19 protein-coding genes and 1 pseudogene are annotated in these 22,402 nt (G+C 36.0%); 14 read left to right on the top strand and 6 right to left on the bottom strand.

The features are described 5' to 3' along the window. The first annotated feature begins 434 nt into the window (after positions 1-434). From ald to Q9306_RS22745, 5 genes are all read left to right on the top strand, one after another. Entirely contained in the window at positions 435-1,568 is a 1,134-nt protein-coding gene (gene ald, locus Q9306_RS22765; protein ID WP_306202636.1) for an alanine dehydrogenase, read from the top strand. 90 nt (positions 1,569-1,658) lie between these two features. Beyond that, the gene (locus tag Q9306_RS22760) at positions 1,659-3,074 is read left to right on the top strand and encodes an amino acid permease (protein ID WP_306202634.1); all 1,416 of its coding nucleotides are present in this window, start codon (positions 1,659-1,661) and stop codon (positions 3,072-3,074) included. Positions 3,075-3,179: 105 nt separating this feature from the next. Beyond that, entirely contained in the window at positions 3,180-3,740 is a 561-nt protein-coding gene (locus Q9306_RS22755) for a class I SAM-dependent methyltransferase (protein WP_306202632.1), read from the top strand. Between the two features lie 578 nt (positions 3,741-4,318). Continuing rightward, positions 4,319-4,696 (top strand): ArsR/SmtB family transcription factor, encoded by a 378-nt coding sequence (locus Q9306_RS22750; RefSeq protein WP_306202630.1) that lies wholly within the window; start codon positions 4,319-4,321, stop codon positions 4,694-4,696. Positions 4,697-4,719: 23 nt separating this feature from the next. Further along, positions 4,720-7,083: a heavy metal translocating P-type ATPase gene (locus tag Q9306_RS22745; protein ID WP_306202628.1), complete on the top strand. Its 2,364-nt coding sequence runs from the start codon at positions 4,720-4,722 to the stop codon at positions 7,081-7,083. A gap of 26 nt (positions 7,084-7,109) precedes the next feature. Here the strand turns inward: Q9306_RS22745 and Q9306_RS22740 are convergent, their stop codons facing one another. After that, positions 7,110-8,573, bottom strand: coding sequence for a nicotinate phosphoribosyltransferase (locus Q9306_RS22740; protein ID WP_306202627.1), 1,464 nt, complete (start codon positions 8,571-8,573; stop codon positions 7,110-7,112). A 195-nt stretch (positions 8,574-8,768) separates the two neighbouring features. Here Q9306_RS22740 and Q9306_RS22735 point away from each other — a divergent pair, with 195 nt between their 5' ends. From Q9306_RS22735 to Q9306_RS22725, 3 genes are all read left to right on the top strand, one after another. Beyond that, entirely contained in the window at positions 8,769-10,040 is a 1,272-nt protein-coding gene (locus Q9306_RS22735) for a helix-turn-helix transcriptional regulator (RefSeq protein ID WP_306202625.1), read from the top strand. Between the two features lie 2 nt (positions 10,041-10,042). Next, positions 10,043-10,171: an NprX family peptide pheromone gene (locus tag Q9306_RS22730; RefSeq protein ID WP_306202623.1), complete on the top strand. Its 129-nt coding sequence runs from the start codon at positions 10,043-10,045 to the stop codon at positions 10,169-10,171. A 348-nt stretch (positions 10,172-10,519) separates the two neighbouring features. Then, positions 10,520-12,181: a M4 family metallopeptidase gene (locus tag Q9306_RS22725; RefSeq protein WP_306202620.1), complete on the top strand. Its 1,662-nt coding sequence runs from the start codon at positions 10,520-10,522 to the stop codon at positions 12,179-12,181. Positions 12,182-12,229: 48 nt separating this feature from the next. Here Q9306_RS22725 and Q9306_RS22720 read toward each other — a convergent pair whose 3' ends face one another. Further along, complete coding sequence (locus Q9306_RS22720) at positions 12,230-12,778, bottom strand: TVP38/TMEM64 family protein (RefSeq protein ID WP_306202618.1); 549 nt, start codon at positions 12,776-12,778, stop codon at positions 12,230-12,232. Positions 12,779-13,156: 378 nt separating this feature from the next. Here Q9306_RS22720 and Q9306_RS22715 point away from each other — a divergent pair, with 378 nt between their 5' ends. After that, positions 13,157-13,663, top strand: a complete 507-nt coding sequence (locus Q9306_RS22715) for an RNase A-like domain-containing lipoprotein (RefSeq protein ID WP_306202616.1) — start codon at positions 13,157-13,159, stop codon at positions 13,661-13,663. Positions 13,664-13,679: 16 nt separating this feature from the next. Further along, entirely contained in the window at positions 13,680-13,952 is a 273-nt protein-coding gene (locus Q9306_RS22710) for a hypothetical protein (protein ID WP_306202614.1), read from the top strand. Between the two features lies 1 nt (position 13,953). Here Q9306_RS22710 and Q9306_RS22705 read toward each other — a convergent pair whose 3' ends face one another. From Q9306_RS22705 to Q9306_RS22695, 3 genes and pseudogenes are all read right to left on the bottom strand, one after another. Next, positions 13,954-15,210 carry a VanW family protein gene (locus tag Q9306_RS22705; protein ID WP_306202612.1) on the bottom strand — a complete coding sequence of 419 codons (1,257 nt, stop codon included), beginning with the start codon at positions 15,208-15,210 and terminating at the stop codon, positions 13,954-13,956. 262 nt (positions 15,211-15,472) lie between these two features. Further along, on the bottom strand, positions 15,473-16,486 hold the full coding sequence (locus Q9306_RS22700; RefSeq protein WP_306202610.1) for an LCP family glycopolymer transferase: 1,014 nt from the start codon (positions 16,484-16,486) through the stop codon (positions 15,473-15,475). Between the two features lie 328 nt (positions 16,487-16,814). Beyond that, a pseudogene (locus Q9306_RS22695) lies at positions 16,815-17,092 on the bottom strand (Na+ dependent nucleoside transporter N-terminal domain-containing protein); the annotation flags it as partial. Positions 17,093-17,361: 269 nt separating this feature from the next. Between Q9306_RS22695 and gloA2 the strand changes: the two are divergent. Together gloA2 and Q9306_RS22685 are read left to right on the top strand one after the other, a co-directional pair. Beyond that, on the top strand, positions 17,362-17,748 hold the full coding sequence (gene gloA2, locus Q9306_RS22690; protein WP_306202608.1) for an SMU1112c/YaeR family gloxylase I-like metalloprotein: 387 nt from the start codon (positions 17,362-17,364) through the stop codon (positions 17,746-17,748). A gap of 176 nt (positions 17,749-17,924) precedes the next feature. Then, the gene (locus Q9306_RS22685) at positions 17,925-19,235 is read left to right on the top strand and encodes a hemolysin family protein (RefSeq protein WP_306202607.1); all 1,311 of its coding nucleotides are present in this window, start codon (positions 17,925-17,927) and stop codon (positions 19,233-19,235) included. Positions 19,236-19,259: 24 nt separating this feature from the next. Here the strand turns inward: Q9306_RS22685 and Q9306_RS22680 are convergent, their stop codons facing one another. Continuing rightward, positions 19,260-20,882, bottom strand: coding sequence for a lactate permease LctP family transporter (locus tag Q9306_RS22680; protein ID WP_306202605.1), 1,623 nt, complete (start codon positions 20,880-20,882; stop codon positions 19,260-19,262). A gap of 692 nt (positions 20,883-21,574) precedes the next feature. Between Q9306_RS22680 and Q9306_RS22675 the strand changes: the two genes are divergently transcribed. Both Q9306_RS22675 and Q9306_RS22670 read left to right on the top strand, forming a co-directional pair. Continuing rightward, the gene (locus tag Q9306_RS22675; RefSeq protein ID WP_306202603.1) at positions 21,575-21,862 is read left to right on the top strand and encodes an ArsR/SmtB family transcription factor; all 288 of its coding nucleotides are present in this window, start codon (positions 21,575-21,577) and stop codon (positions 21,860-21,862) included. Between the two features lie 237 nt (positions 21,863-22,099). Then, on the top strand, positions 22,100-22,279 hold the full coding sequence (locus Q9306_RS22670; RefSeq protein WP_306202601.1) for an acid-soluble spore protein H: 180 nt from the start codon (positions 22,100-22,102) through the stop codon (positions 22,277-22,279). Positions 22,280-22,402: the final 123 nt, after the last annotated feature.

Genomic DNA, 22,402 nt, shown 5'->3' with positions numbered 1-22,402 from the left:
GATTAAAATGGAATGGTCTATCTATATATATCCAAATTAAAAAACCGACATAAAAACCGCTGTCTTTTTAGAGGAGGACGAGAGCATCTGACCGTGCATAGAAGCGGTCAGGGCCTCTTCCTGCCACATGCGATGTTTTAAAACAAAGGGAAAAAGCGAGTACAGGTGGTGTTGCAGTCTGCATAACATTTATTTATTAAAAAGTTTTCTGAAAATAATAAATACAGAATGACAGAAAAGAGTATGGAAATATAGATTTTGGTAAAAATAGTTTTTATTATTTACACTATTTAAAATATAAAAACTTTTATTTTTTTGTATGATAGCGTTTTCATACATGGAAAGTTATGCTAGAATAAATTCATAAGTTATTCATTATTAAAAAAAGAAAAAAGAATTACTTTTTTCTGTTAATTATAAGGGGGCATTTTATAATGCGTATTGGGGTACCAACAGAAATTAAAAACAACGAAAACCGTGTAGCTATGACACCAGCTGGTGTTGTACATTTAATTCGTAACAATCACGAAGTATTCATTCAAAAGGGTGCAGGATTAGGATCAGGTTTTACTGATGAGCAATATGTAGAAGCAGGAGCAAAAATCGTAGAAACAGCTGAAGAAGCTTGGTCTATGGAAATGGTAATGAAAGTTAAAGAGCCAATTGCAAGCGAATATAAATATTTCCGTGAAGGTTTAGTTCTATTCACATACTTACACTTAGCTCCAGAACCAGAATTAACAAAAGCGTTAATTGACAACAAAGTAGTAGCAATCGCTTACGAAACAGTTCAATTAGAAAACCGTTCTCTACCATTATTAGCGCCTATGAGTGAAGTTGCAGGTCGTATGGCAGCACAACTTGGTGCACAATTCCTTGAGAAAAATAAAGGTGGAAAAGGTATCTTACTTGCAGGTGTTCCAGGCGTTAAGCGCGGTAAAGTAACAATTATCGGTGGTGGACAAGCTGGTACAAATGCTGCAAAAATTGCAGTTGGTTTAGGTGCTGACGTAACAGTTATCGACTTAAGCGCAGATCGTCTTCGCCAATTAGATGATATTTTCGGTAACCAAGTGACAACTTTAATGTCTAATCCTTACAATATTGCACAGGCTGTAAAAGAGTCTGATCTTGTAATTGGTGCAGTATTAATTCCAGGAGCAAAAGCACCGAAACTTGTAACAGAAGAAATGATCAAGTCTATGGAGCCAGGTTCTGTTGTAGTTGATATCGCAATCGACCAAGGTGGTATTTTCGAAACAACTGATCGTATTACAACTCATGACAACCCAACTTATGAAAAACACGGCGTAGTTCACTATGCAGTTGCGAACATGCCTGGTGCGGTTCCACGTACATCTACACTTGCATTAACAAATGTTACAGTACCATATGCAGTACAAATCGCAAACAAAGGCTACAAAAAAGCTTGCTTAGAAAACACTGCATTATTAAAAGGTATTAACGCATTAGAAGGCTATGTAACATTCGAGGCAGTTGCAGAAGCACACGGCGTAGAATATAAAGCAGCAAAAGAATTATTAGAAGCAGAAGCAGTATCTTGCTAATCTAAATATCGAACAATATTTTCATACAACAAGATGAGAGCTAAGAGAAGTGTCTCTTAGCTCTTCTTAATTTAGAAGGGGGCAAGAGTCGTGGCCAACTTATTCAAAAAGAAATCCGTGACACAATTGTTAAGTCAAAGTCAAAGTAAAACTTTGACAAAAACATTAGGGGCATTTGACTTAACAATGTTAGGCATTGGAGCAATTATCGGTACAGGAGTACTTGTATTAACTGGATTAGTAGCAGCAAGAGATGCTGGTCCAGCTGTTATTTTCTCGTTTATGATTGCAGCAATTGTTTGTGGCTTTGCAGCATTATGTTATGCAGAAGTTGCCACAGCACTGCCTGTATCGGGTAGTGTATATACGTATGCATATGCAACAATTGGAGAATTTATTGCGCATTTAATGGGATGGACATTATTGTCAGTTTATGTGTTAACAACGGCAGCGGTAGCTGGCGGTTGGACGGGTTACTTTAATAACTTAGTAAGTGGATTAGGAATAGAGATTCCGAAACAATTGTTAACAATTCCATCTCAAGGCGGAATTGTGAATCTTCCAGCGGTTGGCATTACGCTAGTGTTAACATGGTTACTATCTCGCGGTACGAAAGAAAGTAAACGTGTAAATAATGCAATGGTATTAATTAAAATTAGTATTGTTGTATTGTTTATTGCAGTTGGTGTGTTCTATGTAAAACCAGAAAACTGGACGCCATTTGCACCGTATGGTATCAATGGGATTTTTGCCGGAGGAGCTGCAGTATTCTTTGCTTTCTTAGGATTTGATGCGCTAGCAACTTCAGCTGAAGAAGTAAAAAATCCACAGCGTGATTTACCAATCGGTATTATTGCATCACTTGCTGTTTGTACAGTAATTTATATTGCAGTTTGCCTTGTTATGACAGGAATGGTGTCATACAAAGAATTAAATGTACCAGAAGCGATGTCTTACGTATTAGAAGTTGTTGGGCAAGATAAAGTAGCAGGTGTAATTGCCATTGGTGCAGTAATTGGTATCATGGCTGTAATTTTCGCTTACATTTACGCGACAACACGTGTATTCTTTGCGATGAGCCGTGATGGTTTACTTCCAAAATCATTTGCGAAAATTAATAAAAAAACTGAAGCTCCGGTATTTTCAACATGGTTAACAGGTATCGGAAGTGCTTTAATTGCCGGATTTATCGATTTAAAAGAATTGTCGAATTTAGCGAATATTGGAGCATTATTAACGTTTGCGATGGTAGGTGTTTCTGTACTGATCCTTCGTAAAACACATCCGAAATTACAACGTGGCTTTATGGTACCGCTTGTGCCAGTATTGCCAATTATTTCAATCGCATGTTGTCTGTTCTTAATGTTTAACTTACCACTTACAACATGGTTATACTTCGGTGCTTGGCTTGTACTAGGAGTTATCGTATACTTCGTATACTCTAAGAAGCATAGTCACCTGCAACAAGATAAAAGTTCAGAAGATCATTTAAAACAAGCAAATTAAAGGGATAAAGCCTTATGCGTTGGGGAGCGCATAAGGCTTTTTTGGTTTTTAAAGGAATTTTAGGAAACTTTGTAGAAACTTGTATGTCGAGAGGTGGGAGAAAGAATGACTGTAAAAGAAGAAGTAAAAGTTGTAGTTGGTGCAGAAGGATATAACAATAATCCAGGGTGGTTACATACACAAGAAAATGAACTAAATTTACTGAAAAGGGAAGATTGGACGAAACAATTTGCTCCAAATTCTATCGCTGCAATCTTGGCAGAGCATGTGTGGGAGCATTTAACATATGAAGAAGGAAGAGAAGCAGCAAAAGTTTGTTATGAATTCTTACAGCCAGGCGGCCATCTTCGCTGTGCGGTACCAGATGCATTTTTTCCAGATGAAGATTATCAAGCAGGCGTACAAGTCGGCGGACCAGGTCCATTAGATCATCCAGCAGCGAGCCACAAAATTGTCCATAACTATAAAACGATGACTTCAATGTTTGAAGAAGCTGGCTTTGAAGTGAAGTTACTAGAGTACTGTGATGAAAACGGAGAATTTCATCATAATGACTGGAATGAAAAAGACGGCCTTATTTACCGCTCCAAACGTTTTGATCATCGCAATCAAGGTGGTCAGCTTGGTTTTGTTTCATTGATTGTCGATGCGGTTAAGTCTAAATAAAAGAAAAAAATGTACGAATCTAACGGGTTTTCCTTTGGGAGAGAACATCAACATATAAAATGATAAAGGAGCTGATTCAAAAGGGATATAGATGCCTTTTGAGTCAGCTTCTTCTTACGTGGCGTTATAATATATCGACCATTTTTTAGATTATATCGGCGCTTCGACACGGGATAAAGACCCTTCGACGCTGTTTGACATATCAAACGTACAAAGAGAACCCTTTAGTATAAATTAAGGGTTCTTTTTTAGGTTCATCACTGTAACATGGGGTTGTTTTTTGAAATGAATCATTTTTCATACACTTCACTGTGAGTGGCGACTCCTGCGGGAATAGCGAGGAAAGTGAGATCCCGCAGGCTTGCCGAGGAGGCTCGCTCTCGCCCGCGGAAAGCGTCCACTCGGAGTGGAGTGTACATCTTATATGTTCCCCCGTCTTTTGATGATGAACCTTTTCTTATGAAATTTTCAAAAAATAAAACCAGAAATGATTGACACATATGAGCGATCATTCATATAATAAAGGTATAACATATATGAACAGTTATTCATATGTTCAAGTAAAGAGGTGAGCTATTGTGACTGAACAAAAAGTAGAAACAAATGAAGAAACGTGTTTACAAAATGTCATTCATCAAGAGGTTGTTGAAAAAGTACAACAAACGATTCCACAGGATGATAGCTTAAGTCAAGTAGCGGAGTTATTTAAAGTATTAGGAGACCGTACGCGCGCACGTATTTTACATGCTTTGTTCGAAGCGGAAATGTGCGTATGCGATTTAGCATATTTACTCGGAATGACGCAGTCGTCTATTTCCCATCAATTACGTGTATTAAAGCAAGCAAAGCTTGTTAAAAATCGTAAAGAGGGAAAAGTAGTGTACTATTCACTTGCAGATCACCACGTTATTCATATTTTCGAGCAAGCATTTGAGCACGTAAATGAGGAAAAATAGAAGCAGCACAAGGAGGGAGAAAAATGGGGGAAGCATTGGTAAAACGAAAACTTGTGTTAGACGGATTAGACTGCGCAAACTGTGCGATGAAGATTGAAAAAGGTGTAGGAGAATTAGAGGATGTATCGTCGTGTTCGGTTAACTTCGTCACGAAAACGATGACGGTAGAAACAGCGAAACAAAACGAAGAACATGTTGTCAAGGAAGCAACGCAACTTGTTAATAAATTAGAACCGCATATTCATGTGAGAGAAGAACAAAAAACGAAAGTGGCCAAAGAAACTTTTATATTAGAAGGTTTGGACTGTGCAAACTGCGCGATGAAAATTGAAACAAAAGTAGGCGAAATGCCTGCAGTTACATCGGCATCTGTTGATTTTGTTTCTAAAAAATTAAGAGTAGAAATCGCAAATAAACAAGAGTTAGAAACAACTGTTGCACATATAAAAGAAGTCGTGCAGAAATTAGAACCCGAAGTGAACGTAGTGCGCGAGAAAGAGCAAACAGAGCATCAGCATAGTCATGATCACGGAGAAGCGAATACGAAAAAAATGATTTGGCGGTTATCGATTGGGGCGATTTTAACTGCTATTGCTGCACTAGCTTCATTACCGCAAATGGTCACAATTCCACTTTTCGTGATTGCTTATATGATTATAGGCGGAGATATTGTTTTACGTGCTGTAAAGAATATTATACGGGGGCAAGTGTTTGATGAAAATTTCTTAATGGCGATTGCAACGCTTGGTGCTTTTGGGACTCAAAACTATTCAGAAGCTGTCGCGGTAATGCTCTTTTATCAAGTAGGTGAACTGTTCCAAAGCATTGCGGTAAATCGTTCCCGTAAGTCAATTAGTTCATTAATGGACATTAGACCTGATTATGCAAACTTAAAGGTAGGAAATGAATCGAAACAAGTATCGCCAGAAGATGTGCAAATTGGTGATTTCATTATCGTCAAACCAGGTGAAAAAGTACCGTTAGACGGTAAAGTAATAGAAGGCACCTCGATGGTAGATACATCGGCGTTAACAGGAGAATCTGTACCTCGTGAAGTAGAAGTCGGCAGCGATGTATTAAGCGGTTTTGTGAATCAAAATGGTGTCTTAACAATCGAAGTGACGAAAGAATACGGTGAATCTACTGTTTCAAAAATTCTTGATTTAGTGCAAAACGCAAGTAGTCGTAAAGCACCGACAGAAAACTTTATTACGAAGTTTGCTCGTTATTATACGCCAGCTGTCGTCGTTACAGCTGCAGTACTAGCTTTTGTTCCACCGCTTATTATCGAGGGGGCAACGTTCTCAGATTGGATTTATAGAGCGCTCGTCTTTCTTGTTATTTCTTGTCCTTGTGCATTGGTTGTTTCCATTCCACTTGGGTTCTTCGGCGGTATTGGCGCAGCATCTAAGAACGGAATTTTAATAAAGGGCAGTAACTATTTAGAAGCATTAAATGATGTAAAACATATCGTATTTGATAAAACAGGTACGTTAACAAAAGGTGTTTTTAAAGTAACAGATATGCAGCCAAGCGGATTTGTGACGAAAGAAGAATTGTTAGAGTATGCAGCATTTGCAGAAGTATATTCGAATCATCCAATCGCACAGTCCATTCGATCTGCATATGGAAAAGTAGTCAATGAACAGATGATTGAAGATTATAAAGAAATTTCTGGTCATGGTACAATTGTGAAAGTGAACGGAAAAGAAATCTTTGCTGGAAACGCAAAGTTAATGAGAAAAGAAAATATTCCATTCGAGCAACCGCAAACGGTTGGAACACTTGTACACGTAGCTGTAGATGGCATGTATGCCGGATACATTGTTATTTCTGATGAAATTAAAGAAGATGCGAAAAAAGCAATTCAATTGTTAAAACAACTTGGTGTGAAAAGAACCGTTATGTTAACGGGCGATGCAAAATCAGTCGGAGAAGCAGTTGGAAAAGAGCTTGGAATCGACGAAGTCCATGCAGAGCTGTTGCCGCAGCAAAAAGTAGAAGAAATTGAAAAAATTGATGCGACAAAACATCCGAAAGAAAAAATTGCGTTCGTTGGGGACGGTATTAACGATACACCTGTATTAGCAAGAGCTGATGTTGGGATTGCGATGGGTGGTTTAGGGTCAGACGCAGCAATTGAAGCAGCTGACATTGTCATCATGACAGATGAACCTTCGAAAATAGGAGCAGCTATTCAAATTGCAAAACGCACGCGTAGTATTGTATGGCAAAACATTATTTTCGCCTTAGGGATAAAAGGAGTTGTGCTTTTATTCGGGGCATTTGGCATTGCAACGATGTGGGAAGCAGTTTTCTCAGATGTTGGGGTAACTTTGCTGGCAGTGTTAAATGCGATGCGAGTGCTGCGAGTAAAAGATTTGTAAAAGGAGAGAAGCGAGGGCTTCTCTCCTTATTTTTTCATAGAATTTGCAATTTGTTCTCGCACTGTTTGAATATAATTCATTTTATGATCCCAACATGCTTGGCTTAAATCGACAGGATACTCTTCTGGATTAAGCGTCCGTTTATACTCTTCCCATAAGAAGGATAAGCTGCTCTCTGCATGCTGCTGAATATGAAGGATGTCAGGTGATTCGTAAGTAAGCTGTCCGTCCACAAATATATCATGATGCAGCTCTTTTGCTTCAAAGTTCGTAACAAATTTACTAATATACGTATGAACAGGATGGAACATTTTTAGGCGCTCTTCTTCCTGCGGTACTTCGGTTTCTAAGGCAATATAATCGCCTTCTGCATGCTGGTTAATCCGATTGATAATGCGATAGATACGCTTTAATCCTGGGGTTGTAATTTTTTCAGGATTGGACGAAATTTTAATTGTGTCGTTCAGTTTACCATTTTCATCTTCAATACAAACTAATTTATAAACAGCACCGAGTGCCGGCTGTTCAAATGACGTAATCAGTTTTGTTCCAACACCCCATACGTCAATTTTTGCCCCTTGTGATTTTAAATGTAAAATCGTGTATTCATCTAAGTCGCTTGAAGCGATAATTTTTGTATCGGTAAATCCAGCAGCATCTAACATTTTCCGCGCTTCTTTTGATAAGTACGCCATATCTCCACTATCGAGGCGGATGCCATAAAAGTTAATGCGGTCACCAAATTCTTTTGCGACGCGGATCGCATTTGGTACACCGGATTTTAATGTGTCGTATGTATCAACGAGAAAAACGCATTTTTCATGTGTTTCTGCATATTTTTTGAAGGCTACATATTCATCGCGATACGCTTGGACAAAGGAATGAGCATGCGTACCAGCAACAGGAATGCCAAACCGTTTTCCAGCTCGAACGTTACTTGTTGAAGAAAAGCCGCCGATGAATGCTGCTCGCGTTCCCCAAAGTGCTGCATCAAACTCATGAGCGCGGCGTGTTCCGAATTCAAGAAGTTCATCATCACCAGCAGCATGCTTCATCCGCGCAGCTTTTGTAGCAATTAATGTTTGGTAGTTCACAATATTTAAAAGGGCGGTTTCAATAATTTGTGCTTCACCAAGTGGTGCGTCTATACGTAAAAGAGGCTCGTTATGAAAGACAACCTCGCCTTCTTGCATACTGCGAATGGAGCCAGTAAACTTCATGTTTTGTAAGTAGTCTAAAAAGCCTTCTTCAAATTGCAGATCTTTTAAATAAGCAATATCACTTTCTGTAAACTGAAAGTTCTTCACATACTCGATAATCTTTTCAAGCCCGGCAAAAATAGCATAGCCATTTTCAAAAGGCAGCTTGCGAAAGTATAAATCGAATACTGCGCGGCGGTTATGGATATGATCTTTCCAATATGTATAAGCCATATTAATTTGATATAAGTCTGTGTGTAAGGCGTAGCTATCGTCTTCATAATGTACCATAACGTAAACACCTCCATATTTTGGTTATAGTATACCTCTTTTTTGCAGTTTGTTGCTAAAAAATTATCCATATTATAAATGTAAAAAACAAAAATAAAAAATCATTCGGAATCTTTTTATTTATCAATTTATATTTTTGTAAAATTTATGTATTATTAAAGTACTAGGGTATAACTTAGAATGGAGGAGGGAACTATGCAACAAAATCTAGAAAAAATGGGTAAGCAAATTTTTTATAAACGACTCCAACAAAAAATGACACAAGAAGAACTCTGTCAAGGCATTTGTTCCGTCTCATATTTAAGTAAAATTGAAAATGGAAAAATTGAAGCCTCAGAAGAAATATTGCAGTTATTATGTACGAGACTCGAGATCGCAGTGTCGGATTTAAGAGATATTGAAGCTGAGGTGAAAGAAAAGTTAGAGGAGTGGTTAACGGCACTAGTTCAATTAGATAAATATAAAGTTGAAGAGTTATATACAGAACTAGAAGCAGAAATGCAACAAATTGTCGATTTTGAAATTGTGAATTATTATAAATTATTATATACACGATATTTAATTATGAAGAGAAATATCCCAGCTCTTAAAGAGGAGTTGGAGAAGCTAAAAAAAGTTTATAAAAAATATTCTCCATTTCAGCAACTGTTATATCAGTATAGTCAGGCTTTATGCTATTGCCTACAACATAAATGGCAAGAGGGATTACAATTTTTAGTTCAGACAGAGTTAATGGCAAAAGAACAAGATTATTATGAAACTGGAATTTATTATAATTTAGCGGTTGCATATACTCATTTAGAAGTTCCACATATGGCACTTCATTTTGCTAATATTGCCATGGAAGGATTTCGAAATGAATATAAATTTCGAAATGTAATTAATTGTCAAATCATCATTGCGTTAAGCTATAGTGAGAAAGGGCAGTATGATGAAGCACTAAAAATTTATGAGAGTATACTGCGTGAAGCGGATTCTTTTTCTGAAAAAGATGTATTGAGGGCAATGGTATTAAGTAATATTGGCAATGTACATTATAGAAAGAAAAAGTATGAGGAAGCTAAAAAATATTATACAAAAAGTTTAGAATATCAAAAAGAAGACGCTGTAAACTATGTTGATACGTTGTATGAGATGGCGTTACAATGTATTCACCTTGAACAGTTAGAAGAAGCAAAAGAGTGGATTGATAAGGGGATTATTTCTGCTAAGAAAGATGAAAGAGGGAATACAGAATTGTACTTACTTCTTATGCTTCGTTATAAGCACTTTACAGAACCAAGTGAATATAAAGTATTTTTAGAAACAGAAGCAATCCCTTTTTTCAAAAATACAGGAAATAAAAAAGAATTAAAGAAAGTATATATAGAACTCGCTAAGTATTTCGAGAATTCTTTGCGATTTAAAGAAAGCAATCATTATTATAAGTTAGCAATTGAAGTGCTCGAGACTATATTGGGGGGATAAGGATGAAAAAAGTGGTAATTGGTATGATTTTAACAATGGTGGCATTAGTTGTTATAGATAATCCTCAATACGCGAATAAACCAGATATTTATGGACAAGCTGGTGACACCGTTGAAACAGTAAATGTATAAGGTAATTTTTTTAATGAGGCTGCCTCGAAATGCCGTTATAAAACGGCTTTTCGAGGCAGCTTTTTTATTTTTGTTTTTAAATTGTTCATCAAAACTTGAGAAATAAAATATTAAAATATTCAGATTATCGTAGTATCTCGCATGAGGACCAAGTGAATATGAGTATGTAAATTGCATGGAGTAACTGTAAGCACCTTTAGCCTGCTGAAAAGGGGGTTCTAAATAATTGTTTTGCAAAATTCGTCAAAACTTGAGAAAGAAATTATTTTAATTTTCAGTATTTTAATAGTGGAAACTTAATGATACTATAAATCTACTTTCTTAAAAAATTGTTAGGGGGAAGAGAAGATGAAGAAAAAGAGTTTAGCGTTTGTGTTAGCAACTGGAATGGCAGTGACTGCGTTTGGGGGGACAAGCTCTGCCTTTGCAGATTCAAAGAATGTACTTTCTACAAAGAAATACAATGAGACGGTACAGTCTCCAGAGTTTGTATCGGGTGATTTAACAGGTTCATCTGGGAAAAAAGCAGAATCTGTTGTGTTTGACTACTTAAATTCTGCAAAAAAGGATTATAAATTAGGGGAAAAAAGTGCAGAAGAATCTTTTAAAGTGGAACAAGTTGTAAAAGATCCTGTAGGGGAAACAACGGTTGTACGCATGCAACAAATGTATGAAGGTGTGCCTGTATGGGCATCTACTCAACTAGCTCACATTGGAAAAGATGGTGCATTAAAAGTTGTATCAGGAACAGTTGCTCCTGATTTAGATAAGAAAGAGAAGCTGAAAAATAAAAATAAAATTGACGGAAAACAAGCAATTGCAGCTGCACAAAAAGATTTGGGGCTGAATCCAAAATATGATGTAGAGCCGTCAGCAGATTTATATGTATATCAAAATGGTGAGGAAGCAACATACGCATATGTTGTAAAATTAAATTTCTTAGATCCAGAGCCAGGAAACTATTATTATTTCATTGAAGCAGATAATGGGAAGGTATTGAATAAATACAATACAATTCATAATGCGAATGTGGATAATAAGGCACCTGTTAAACCTGTAACAGGAACAAATAAAGTTGGAACAGGTATAGGCGTATTAGGAGATACAAAGTCTATTAATACAACATTATCTGGATCTAGCTATTATTTACAAGATAATACACGCGGTGCAACCATTTACACATATGATGGGAAAAATCGTACGACTCTTCCAGGAACGTTATGGGTAGATACAGATAATATCTTTACTGCTAGTCGCGATGCTGCTGCAGTGGATGCACATTATTATGCGGGTGTAACATATGATTACTATAAAAATACGTTTAATCGAAACTCTTATGACAACGCTGGTGCGGCGTTAAAATCAACAGTTCATTATAAGAGCGGTTACAATAATGCTTTCTGGAACGGTACACAAATGGTATATGGAGATGGAGATGGATACACATTTGCTCCGTTATCTGGTGGTTTAGATGTAATTGGGCATGAGTTAACACATGCTGTGACAGAGAGAAGTTCTAATCTTATTTATCAAAATGAGTCTGGCGCATTAAATGAGGCAATCTCTGATATTTTTGGAACATTAGTAGAATACTATGATAACCGTAATCCAGATTGGGAAATTGGAGAAGACATTTATACGCCTGGCACAGCTGGGGATGCTCTTCGTTCGATGAGCGATCCAACAAAATATGGTGATCCAGATCATTATTCTAAACGTTATACAGGAACAAGTGATAATGGCGGTGTTCATACGAATAGCAGCATTATCAATAAAGCTGCCTACTTATTAGCAAATGGCGGTACGCATTATGGTGTAACAGTGAATGGTATTGGCAAAGATAAAGTAGGAGCAATCTACTATCGTGCAAATACACTATATTTCACGCAATCGACAACATTTAGTCAAGCACGTGCTGGTTTAGTACAAGCAGCTGCTGATTTATATGGTGCAAATTCTGCTGAAGTAACAGCTGTGAAGCAATCATATGATGCAGTTGGTGTGAATTAGGTATCACTCCCCTTTATATAGTGAAAAAGGAGCATAATGCTCCTTTTTTCATTTTTTCTTCCATGTTTTCCACAAATAAAACAAACCAGCACAACCGGAAATTGTAATAATCCACTTTGCTTCATTTGTTCCGTTCATAACTTGATAGGTGGAATATACTTCAATCAGTAACGCCGGTATTTTTCCAAGAGTACTAGCGATACTAAAGGTTAATATAGACATCGTTCCAAGGGCTGCAAATAGTGTTACAATGCCAGATGGAATAAAGGGAATGAGGCGAAATGATAAAACGAGAAAGAATGCTTCTTTTCCTTGTACATAAAGAAGTTTCCTTACTTTTGGATGATTATCTATACTTTTTTGAGCAGCCTTTTGAAAACCAAGCCGATATAAATAAAAGGAGATAATCGCTCCTAATGCTTCGCCAGCAATGGAGATGAGCGTTCCTGTTGTTACTCCAAATAATGAAATGTTAATCGCAGTCAAAAATACACTAGGGATAATAGCGGCTAGGCTAATAAGGATATTGAATAAGATGCTAAGTGGAATTGCCATTGTTTGATGCTCTATAAGAAAAGAATGAATCGTTTCTGCCATATGAATTAGTTTTCCTTTGCTTTTTTATATAAATCTAAGTTAAAAAACGAAATACCCTTTTTTTTTAGGTGGGCGAGAGCATCTGTCCATGCATAGAAGCGGTCAGTGCCTTTTCCTGCCACATGCGAAGTGAAAACAAAGGGAGAAAGCGAGTGGAAGCTCCTTTTTTCTGCATAGCAGCAATCTATATGTCGGAAAATCAAAATGAATTCATATAGCATTACATCATAGTTTTTATACTAAAACAATAGAATTGTGGAAGATCATAGATTTATTTGCAGAATAAGTAATATTTTTCATAGAAAGAATGACCAGGAGGTATACGATAGAATTGACTTTTTCTAAAGATAATACAATAATCATGAAAGAGGTGATACGATGAAAAAGTTATGGAATGTTGTTATAAGCGTAATGCTTATGATGATACTTGTATTAAGTGGATGTTCAAGTCAAGCGAAGCCGAAAGATAATCAGGCGGCATCAGTTGTAAATGTTAGTGACAAAATTTTAGATGAAATGGAAGGACCACCGAAAAATGGTCATACGATAGAACGTCACGTTGGGAAAACAGATGAACAGTTGAAAGAACGATTACGTACAGATAATGTATCTGCTGCAAGTACATATTATGATAAGGAAACGGCAACAAAGGCGGTAAAAGATACGATAAAACAGCATGAAAAAGAAATTGAAAAATGGTTGAAAGAATCGAAGGAAAACCGTCTTGTATTGAATACGAAGCATAACTTTGCAGTTGGAAAAACAGTATTAAAAAAGGATATGCGTGTCAAAGATGGACTTCGGAATACAGTGACTGTTTTGCAGAAAGATAAAGGGAGCCAGCTCGGTTTTAAAATTGTTACTTCTTATCCTTCTGAGAAATAAGAAAGGCGGGGAATTTATGTATTCAACATTTCAATATTTTCTTAGAGCGTACTGTACATTAAGTATATATGAAGAAGAAATGGCTTATCTTATGCAACAATTTAAAGAGCAGGAAGAGCAAGAAACACAAGAGAAATTATTACAAGAATTTGTTCAAATAGAGCAAAGAGCAGATTGGGAGAAAGTACAGCAAGAAGTTGAACAATATGGAAATCGTATGTGGACGATAGAAGAAGTAAAAGGGCATATCGATAATTTTGTTTCTATATTACAAAACAAAAAGGCGTGAATTAGGACGCCTTTTTGTATGTGCTTTTTGAAATTTGACCGTTGGAAACGACTTCACCATTTTGGGTTACTTTTTTATAGGTTACAGCCACAATGCTTTTATCAGTTTCACTGATTACTTTTGAAGAAACCTCTACATCTTTCCCTGTATTTGTACCGAAAATACGAGTGGTTACACTACTGCCATTCGTAAATGCTTGAATATAAACATATTTCCCCGTATTATTTTTGAATTTCAAATCAGGACCGTAGTCAGCAACCGCTGCATCTTGACCAAGAGGTAAGTAATGAACCGGTAAAGAGTGGTTACTTCGCGCGACAATTCCTAAGTCAGCTCGTAATATGGCACCATATAATGTGCTGCTTACTTGGCAAACACCGCCCCCAGCACTTTGTTCTACTTTTCCGTTTACATATACAGCTGCCGATTTATAGCCATGTGCAGCATCCGTTATACCAACGCGACCGTTAAAACTAAATGTTTCATCGGGTGCAACAAATACTCCTGTTAATGTATTCACAGCGCGTTGTACATTAAATGTTTGACTTGAGTTTCGTCCAGCCAAAGGAGTAGAGTATTCAGCGATTACTTCTTGAATCCCCATATTTTTTACATCTTCTGTTGAGCGTTCTGGTTTCACAGCTGTAATTGGAATTTGGATATCTTGCTTATTTGTTGTAATGGCTTCTGTTGTGAGAGCCTTTAACTTCTCTTTATCAACTTTTTCGCCATCTTTACTTTCACTAATATTAATGGTTGTTCCAGAGATAGATAAGTCGGCATTAACAGGCTCTACTAAGGAATCATTATATTTTTCCTTAATAAACGCATCATATTTTGCGGTGTTTATAGAAGGCTCTAGCTTATAGTCACGTTTTAACTCGCCTGTTTCAGCTTGTTTTTGCATTTTATAACGATTAGAAATATTGCCTTTTTGTTCTTTGAAAATTTTATCTGTAACATCCGTACCGTGATATTCAACCCCTAATTCCTGCCAAGTATATGTATGTTTGTCATCCTGCAGGGCATAGTTCACAGATTTTTTATTTAGCTCATCAACTTTTTGTTGAATGATCTTTTGAACATCCTCTTTCGTTTTGCCGTCTATGGAAATACCTTCGATTGTTGTGTGAGGTAAAACGTATGTATCTAATTGATGATTTAATTTGGAAACATATTGATAAGCACTAACACCACCAATACAAAGAATGATTCCACCTGCAATCGCAGAACCAATAATTAAATTGCGTAATTTCATTCATTTCCCTCCGAAAAGAAATTTTTAAGATAAGTATGATTTCTAACGTATAAATGATTAAAGCAATAAATCTTATACATTAGTATACTATTTATTTTATTACATGTGTAATATTTTGATAAAAAACGTTACATTTTCGTAATATAATTTCCTGTAATTAGAATGTTTATGCAGAAATTTCATGTTTATCCCGCTATTCGTGGGCAGTGAGATCCTCAAAGACAAAAGAAAAACAGCTGTTGTATTACAACAGCTGTTTTTCTTATAATTTCTTATGATCTAATTTACCTGTAACACCAAGATGGTTTTGTAGTTCCTTCGTAATATCATGAACGCTCTTTTCGTCAGGAACGTAATAGTATATACCATCAATGTATTTGTCTTCGCCTTTTACTTGTAATTTATCAATCTTTAAACCAGAGTCCATTGAGTTTTTCGTAATGGCCATCATATCGTCGAAAGTTAAGTTTGTTTTTAAATCATGATCGACTGAGTCAAGTAAGTCGCCAAGTTTACTAATTGAATTTACAGATAATGCTTTTTTAGCAACTGCTTCTAAAACAAGTTGTTGACGTTGACCGCGCATATAGTCGCTATCAATATGACGCGTTCTTGCTAGTGCAAGCGCCTGTTCACCATTTAAGTGTTGGTGACCTTTTTCAAGGTGAATAGCACCTGGTTGGTCTTTACTGTCTTGTTCAGTAAATGAAACTGGTACGTCTACGTCAATACCGCCAAGAGAATCAACAATTTTTATAAATGATTTAAAGTTAAATTTTACGTAATAATCAACAGGAACATCTAAAAAGCGTTCTACTGTATTAATTGTGCTATCAACGCCACCAAATACGTGGGCGTGTGTAATTTTATCTTCTTTCTTTTTTGATGGAATATATACGCGAGAATCACGAGGAATGCTTAATAGTTTCACAGATTTATCGTTTTTATTAATCGTTGCAAGTAACAATGCATCTGTACGAGTTGCAGTTCCGTATTCTTTTGCTCGTGTATCACTTTCATCGACACCCATAATTAAGACCGAAATATTATCAGTCATCGGTTTTACTGCTTTTTCGCGTTTGTCCGATTTATCGCCGCGTCCTAATTCTGAGTAAGCGTCATTGGCAACAGCCTGTGCTTTATTATATATATGGAAGCAATAGCTGCCCCCTCCAATAATCAAAAGGAATAAAGGAACGAGAACAAACCATAATACACGCTTTTTCTTAGAGCGTTTTTGCGATGCTCTATTTATCGTTTCTAAATCAGGTTTCATTGAATTATTTCTCCTTTAAACAATCAATTCAGATATTTTCTGATAATCTTAAAAAAGACACACTTTCTATTTTACATAAATAATATGAGTTTTCACTATTAAATTTTAATTGACATGAAAATGAAATATATGAAACATATCGTTTTATGAATATACATTGTATTTTTTGTTATTTGTACAAAAAACAGATGCTTTTATTATGATAAGGCATCTGTTTAAGAATAATTGTATACAAAAAATAAATGAAAAAAAAGATTTAAATTTTTCCTAATTCAAATCATAATGCTAACAATAGTCGCAGATAGAATGTTGACTATTGTTGCTGCGTAAAGGATTCTAATTTGCCGAGGTCGTTTATTTTACTAAGAGAAAACCCAATCCAGCGAATGATGAATGGTAAAATTTTAATAACTCATTAAACAATTTTGAAACGGCTGTAATGAGGATCAGACCAAACTGTGTATTTAATAGTAGAAACGGTGAAATTAATTGTACAATAAGCATAAGAATGATTGGTTTGAACTTAATACGTTTTCTCTTAGTACTTACTATAAAAGCAAGGAACAAAATAACAATGAGTCCGAGACAAAATGTGGAAAATTTCATAATGATTCTCCTTATCTGCGCTTTTATATATAAAATACAACTTGAAAAATCAATATAAAAACCACTTTTTTTAGATGGGCGAGAGTGGCTGGCCATGCTTGGAGCGGTCAGGGCCTTTCTCTGCCACGGGCAATGTGAAAACAAAGGGAGCAAACGAGCACATATCACTTTTTGTTTTACATAACAGCAACTTAGATGTTAAAAGATCAAAGTGGATATATATAGGTTTTTCATTTCGAAGGAGAATATACAAGAAAGGAAAATGTAAGATGAATATTACTAACGTTCACCACGTTGCCATTATTTGTTCCAATTACGAAGTATCAAAAAAATTCTATACAGAAGTACTTGGTTTTCAAGTTTTACGTGAAGTATATCGAGAAGAAAGACAGTCATATAAGTTAGATTTGTGTGTTGGGAATACATATCAAATTGAATTATTTTCATTTCCAACTCCTCCGAAGCGTACAAGCTTTCCTGAAGCAGCAGGACTAAGACACTTAGCGTTTTCTGTTTCATCTATAGAAGAAGCTGTGGTGCATTTGCAGCAGCACGGTATACAAATGGAAACCATTCGAATTGATGAGATAACTGGAAAACGTTTTGTATTTTTTCAAGATCCAGATGGTTTGCCTCTTGAATTATATGAGAAATAAAACTCCCATTAGTGGGAGTTTTTTCATTCTCTTCTTATGATTAATGAGGGCTTTTACAGGAAAAAAATTGTGAAATTTATACAGGTTTTCTTGTAAGGAAATGAGAGAAAAATAAAGAAAGCTAAACTTATCTTACGGGAGGTGTAACTTTAGCTGCCTACAGCTAAGGGCGATATTTGGAAATAGGAAATTTAATACTAGTTGCAGCTTTAATTGCGTTAACGGGCTTTTTTGTTGCAATTGAATTTGCGATTGTGAAAGTACGTAGTAGTCGCATTGATCAACTTGTCGGAGAAAAAAAACGGGGAGCAATAGCGGCGAAAAAAGTGACTTCTAATTTAGATGAGTATTTGTCAGCATGCCAGTTTGGGATTACCATTACAGCACTAGGACTGGGGTGGTTAGGTGAACCAACTGTAAAACATGTATTAGAGCCTGTTTTGATTACATTTCATATCTCTCCTCCAATTGCGAATACCGTATCTTTTATTATTGCATTTGCAGTTATTACGTTTTTACATGTTGTAGTTGGGGAATTGGCACCAAAAACATTTGCAATTCAAAAAGCAGAGCAAGTCAGCCTGCTGTTTTCAAAACCACTGATGTATTTTTATCGCATTATGTATCCATTTATTTGGACATTAAATCACGCAGCTCGTTTTGTAACAAGTTTATTTGGATTAAAACCTGCTTCTGAACATGAAGTAGCGCATTCAGAGGAGGAGCTCCGCCTCATCTTATCAGAGAGTTATGAAAGCGGAGAAATTAATCAAGCAGAGTTTAAATATGTAAATAATATTTTTGAATTTGACAATCGTCTTGCGAAAGAGATTATGGTGCCGCGGACAGAAATCGTTGGATTATATGCGGAAGATTTATTTGAAACCCATATTGAAATAATTCGGCAAGAAAAATATACAAGATATCCAGTATTCGGGGAAGATAAAGATGAAGTGCTTGGAATGGTAAATGTGAAAGATTTCTTTATCCGCTATATGGATGGAGAAAAACAAGAAGCAAAACCAATTATGGCATATACAAGGCCGGTTATTGAAGTAATGGAAAACATTCCTATACATGATCTGCTGTTAAGTATGCAAAAAAAACGGATTCCACTGGCCATTTTATATGATGAATACGGTGGAACAGCAGGACTTGTTACACTTGAAGATATTTTAGAAGAGATTGTGGGAGAAATTCGTGATGAATATGATGAAGATGAACATCCACCTGTTCAGCATATTAGTGACGATTGTAAAATCGTTAATGGAAAAGTGTTAGTCAGTGAAATTAATGATTTGTTTGGCTTACATTTGAATGAACAGGATGTAGATACAATTGGGGGATGGTTAATGATGCAAGGAGAGCCAATGGCAGAGGGAGATATGACTGTTGTTGGGGAATGGACATTTACTATTCTTGAAAAAGACACTCATCAAATTAAGCGAGTAGAGATTAAAAAAATGGAAACGAAAGAAAAAGGCTGATGAACGAGTCATCAGCCTTTTATATTAGAAAATATTAAACACTGCGTTAAGTTGAAGTAAGCTAATAATTAATAAGAAGACTAGGCTATATTTCAGTGTCATTTTAAATAGCTCTGATTCTTTACCAACGATTCCAACTGCCGCACAAGCTACAGCGACTGATTGTGGTGATACCATTTTTGCCATTGTACCGCCTACTACGTTTAAGGCAACGAGAGTAGAAGGGACAATATCTAATTGAGCGGCTGTAACAGCTTGAAGAGGTGCAAATAGAGAGCCGCTGGATACTACAGAACCAGTTAAGAATACGCCAATCCAACCTAAGATTGGAGAAAGAATAGGGAATGCATCACCAGTAGATGATAAAGCTAATCCAAGAGTTGAAGACATACCAGAGTAGTTTGTTACGTATGCTAATGCAATTACGCTACAGATTGTATAAATTGGTGTTTTTAACTCTTTTAATGTTTCAATAGTTAATTCTTTTATTAACTTACCGCTTACACGGAATACAAGTAAAGATACGATAATTGCAAGTACAATCGCAGTAGTTGTAGATGAGAATACATCTAACTTAAAGATTGCTGGAAACGGTGTATTTGCTTTAACGATTGGCGCTGTTTTAATCACGTGATTGTGCAGGCCAGGTACTTGAATATTCAATACTAAGTTACTTAATGCACCATTTGGAAGGAATAAGGTTTTTACTGCTTTTAAGTTGAAAATTGTTACAAATGCAGTTAAGAATACAAATGGTGACCAAGCGTATAAAATTTGTTTCATTGTATAACTATGTTTTTCTTGTTTAGTTGCTTTCTCTTTTGTTGAAGATTTTGGTTGCCATACACGTAAGAATAATGCTAATGCAATCATGCTGACTACAGCTGCGAAAATATCAGTTAGTTCTGCACCAAGGAAATATGTTACAACGAACTGAGTAATAGCGAAAGAACCGCCGCTTACAACAATACCTTGCCAAGTTTCTTTAATTCCTTTGAAACCATCAACGATTGCAACAAGTAAGAATGGTAAGACGAAACTAATAAATGGTAAAATTCCAACTACATGACGACCAACAGTTAATGCGTCAAGTTGTGTTAATTGAGCTGGTACTGTAACTGGAATACCCATTGCACCCATCGCACCGCCGGCAATGTTAGCAACTAAACAGATACCTGCTGCTTTTAATGGATCAAATCCCATACCTACAAGTAATGCTGCTGTAATAGCAACTGGTACACCAAAACCTGCTGCACCTTCTAAGAAAGCACCAAAAGAATAAGCAATCAATAATACTTGAAGACGAGGATCGCTTGTAATGCTAGAAATACTATCGCGAATCACGTTAAATTGTTCAGTTTTTACAGTTAGTTTGTAAAGGAAAATGGCTGCGATAACAATTGTACAAATTGGATAAAATCCAGCGGCTACCCCGAAGGCAGCGGAGGATACAGCCATAGTTGCTGGCATTTTATAGACGAAAATAGAAAGAATGATAGCTAAAATAACACTATAAAATCCAGATACGTATCCTTTCATTTTAAAGACTGTTAAACATAATACGAAAAATAAAATTGGTATTGCGGCTACAAGTGCTGATAGCCAAATGTTGTGTAATGGGTCATAAATTTGTGTCCATGTATTCATAAGTTTGACATCTCCTATATATAATTTGTGAGTTTTTTCACATTTATTTGTGAAATCATTCACAATCAACTTACATTTTTAGTATAGTCCCCTTAAGCACCATTGTCAACGTGGAAAAGGATAATAATTCCGCGGGATTGTTAACTGTAATAATTCCGCTACATTTTATGAAGAAATTGGAATAACTATTGCTACTGCACAGCGAAGAGTGTATACGGGTAGGATATGCTATATGTTCTTTATATATTCTTGGTTTATCACCGTAATATGGGATTGATTTTTTGAAAATGAATCATTTTAATACACGAAACGGAGAGTGGAGTGGAAATCTATATGTTCCCCCTATCTTTTGGTGATGAACCATATTTTTTCATGATTTGTAAAGATATTTATGAAGAAGCAGGAGAATGATCAGGGAATACCAAATAGTAAAAGTGATATACAAAAAATATAACAAAAAGGTTGAGAAAATTATTTTCGAAGGCAAGGAACTGCTTTGTAGATACTTTGCTTTTTGTCTTAGCCGTATAGTATAATATTCAGACATCAAAAGAGAGTTTTCTCTCTATATAAAGGAGGAATGTGGTTTTTATTAATAGGAAGTAATTGAATATAGAATGGAATAGTGAATAAGAAATATAAAAATAACACATGTATAAATATAAAATAAATAGAAAAAATGAGGGGAAAGTATGTATCAAAATCAATTTGATTGTCGTATATCAGAAGAAGATGTACAAATGTTACGTGCATTAGCTCATCCGCTTCGTCTTCGTCTTGTCGTGGAACTAATGCAGCGCGGCGTTTGTAATGTAACACAATTGCAGGAAGTATTAGAAATTCCACAATCTACAGTATCACAGCATTTAACAAAATTAAAGCAAAATAAAGTCGTCCGTTTTGAAAGACGTGGTTTAGAAGTGTATTATGAAGTGCACAATGAGAAAGTAAATAAAATTTTAAAGACATTATTTTCTTAAAATTGAAAAATTACGAAAAATAGGTATGTACTTGTACATACTTATTTTTTATTACTATATAAATGCAAATTGAAAAATACCATAAAAACCCTTTTGTTTTTTGAGGGGCGAGTGGATTTGGCCATGCATAGAAGCGGTCAGGGCTTTTTCCTGCCACATGCGAAGTAAAAGCATAGAGAAGCGGGGATAGAATTCATCCAGACACGGCAATATAAAAAAGAATAGGAGGGAACAATGATGGATCTAAAGCGAGTAAAACAAATTTTATCATCATCAAGTAGAATTGACGTTACATATCACGGTATGCCTGTTTGGATTGAAAGCTGTGATGAGACAAGTGGGCTTGCGAATGTACACGATATAAAAGCGCCACAAGAAACAGTACAGGTAGACATCACTGCATTAGAAGAGCATTAAAAAAAGCGGAGAAATCTCTCCGCTTTTTCTCAGGCTGTGGAGAAAGCCTTCTCCACAGCCTGTTTTTGTGTCTGAACATCTTTTTATCTGTCAACACTGATAAAAAAGATGCAAAGGAGCGAT

It is taken from the genome of Bacillus multifaciens (genome assembly GCF_030756675.1).
Classification (GTDB): domain Bacteria; phylum Bacillota; class Bacilli; order Bacillales; family Bacillaceae_G; genus Bacillus_A; species Bacillus_A multifaciens.
The sequence above is the reverse complement of the archived record's forward strand: the minus strand, read 5'-3'. Positions and strand labels throughout refer to the sequence as shown.

Excerpts from the sequence above, each read along its gene's own strand:
- ald (WP_306202636.1), top strand. The coding sequence starts at position 435 with ATGCGTATTGGGGTACCAACAGAAATTAAAAACAACGAAAACCGTGTA.
- Q9306_RS22755 (WP_306202632.1), top strand. The coding sequence starts at position 3,180 with ATGACTGTAAAAGAAGAAGTAAAAGTTGTAGTTGGTGCAGAAGGATAT.
- Q9306_RS22745 (WP_306202628.1), top strand. The coding sequence starts at position 4,720 with ATGGGGGAAGCATTGGTAAAACGAAAACTTGTGTTAGACGGATTAGAC.
- Q9306_RS22740 (WP_306202627.1), bottom strand. The coding sequence starts at position 8,573 with ATGGTACATTATGAAGACGATAGCTACGCCTTACACACAGACTTATAT.
- Q9306_RS22735 (WP_306202625.1), top strand. The coding sequence starts at position 8,769 with ATGCAACAAAATCTAGAAAAAATGGGTAAGCAAATTTTTTATAAACGA.
- Q9306_RS22730 (WP_306202623.1), top strand. The coding sequence starts at position 10,043 with ATGAAAAAAGTGGTAATTGGTATGATTTTAACAATGGTGGCATTAGTT.
- Q9306_RS22725 (WP_306202620.1), top strand. The coding sequence starts at position 10,520 with ATGAAGAAAAAGAGTTTAGCGTTTGTGTTAGCAACTGGAATGGCAGTG.
- Q9306_RS22720 (WP_306202618.1), bottom strand. The coding sequence starts at position 12,778 with ATGGCAGAAACGATTCATTCTTTTCTTATAGAGCATCAAACAATGGCA.
- Q9306_RS22715 (WP_306202616.1), top strand. The coding sequence starts at position 13,157 with ATGAAAAAGTTATGGAATGTTGTTATAAGCGTAATGCTTATGATGATA.
- Q9306_RS22710 (WP_306202614.1), top strand. The coding sequence starts at position 13,680 with ATGTATTCAACATTTCAATATTTTCTTAGAGCGTACTGTACATTAAGT.
- Q9306_RS22705 (WP_306202612.1), bottom strand. The coding sequence starts at position 15,210 with ATGAAATTACGCAATTTAATTATTGGTTCTGCGATTGCAGGTGGAATC.
- Q9306_RS22700 (WP_306202610.1), bottom strand. The coding sequence starts at position 16,486 with ATGAAACCTGATTTAGAAACGATAAATAGAGCATCGCAAAAACGCTCT.
- gloA2 (WP_306202608.1), top strand. The coding sequence starts at position 17,362 with ATGAATATTACTAACGTTCACCACGTTGCCATTATTTGTTCCAATTAC.
- Q9306_RS22680 (WP_306202605.1), bottom strand. The coding sequence starts at position 20,882 with ATGAATACATGGACACAAATTTATGACCCATTACACAACATTTGGCTA.
- Q9306_RS22675 (WP_306202603.1), top strand. The coding sequence starts at position 21,575 with ATGTATCAAAATCAATTTGATTGTCGTATATCAGAAGAAGATGTACAA.
- Q9306_RS22670 (WP_306202601.1), top strand. The coding sequence starts at position 22,100 with ATGGATCTAAAGCGAGTAAAACAAATTTTATCATCATCAAGTAGAATT.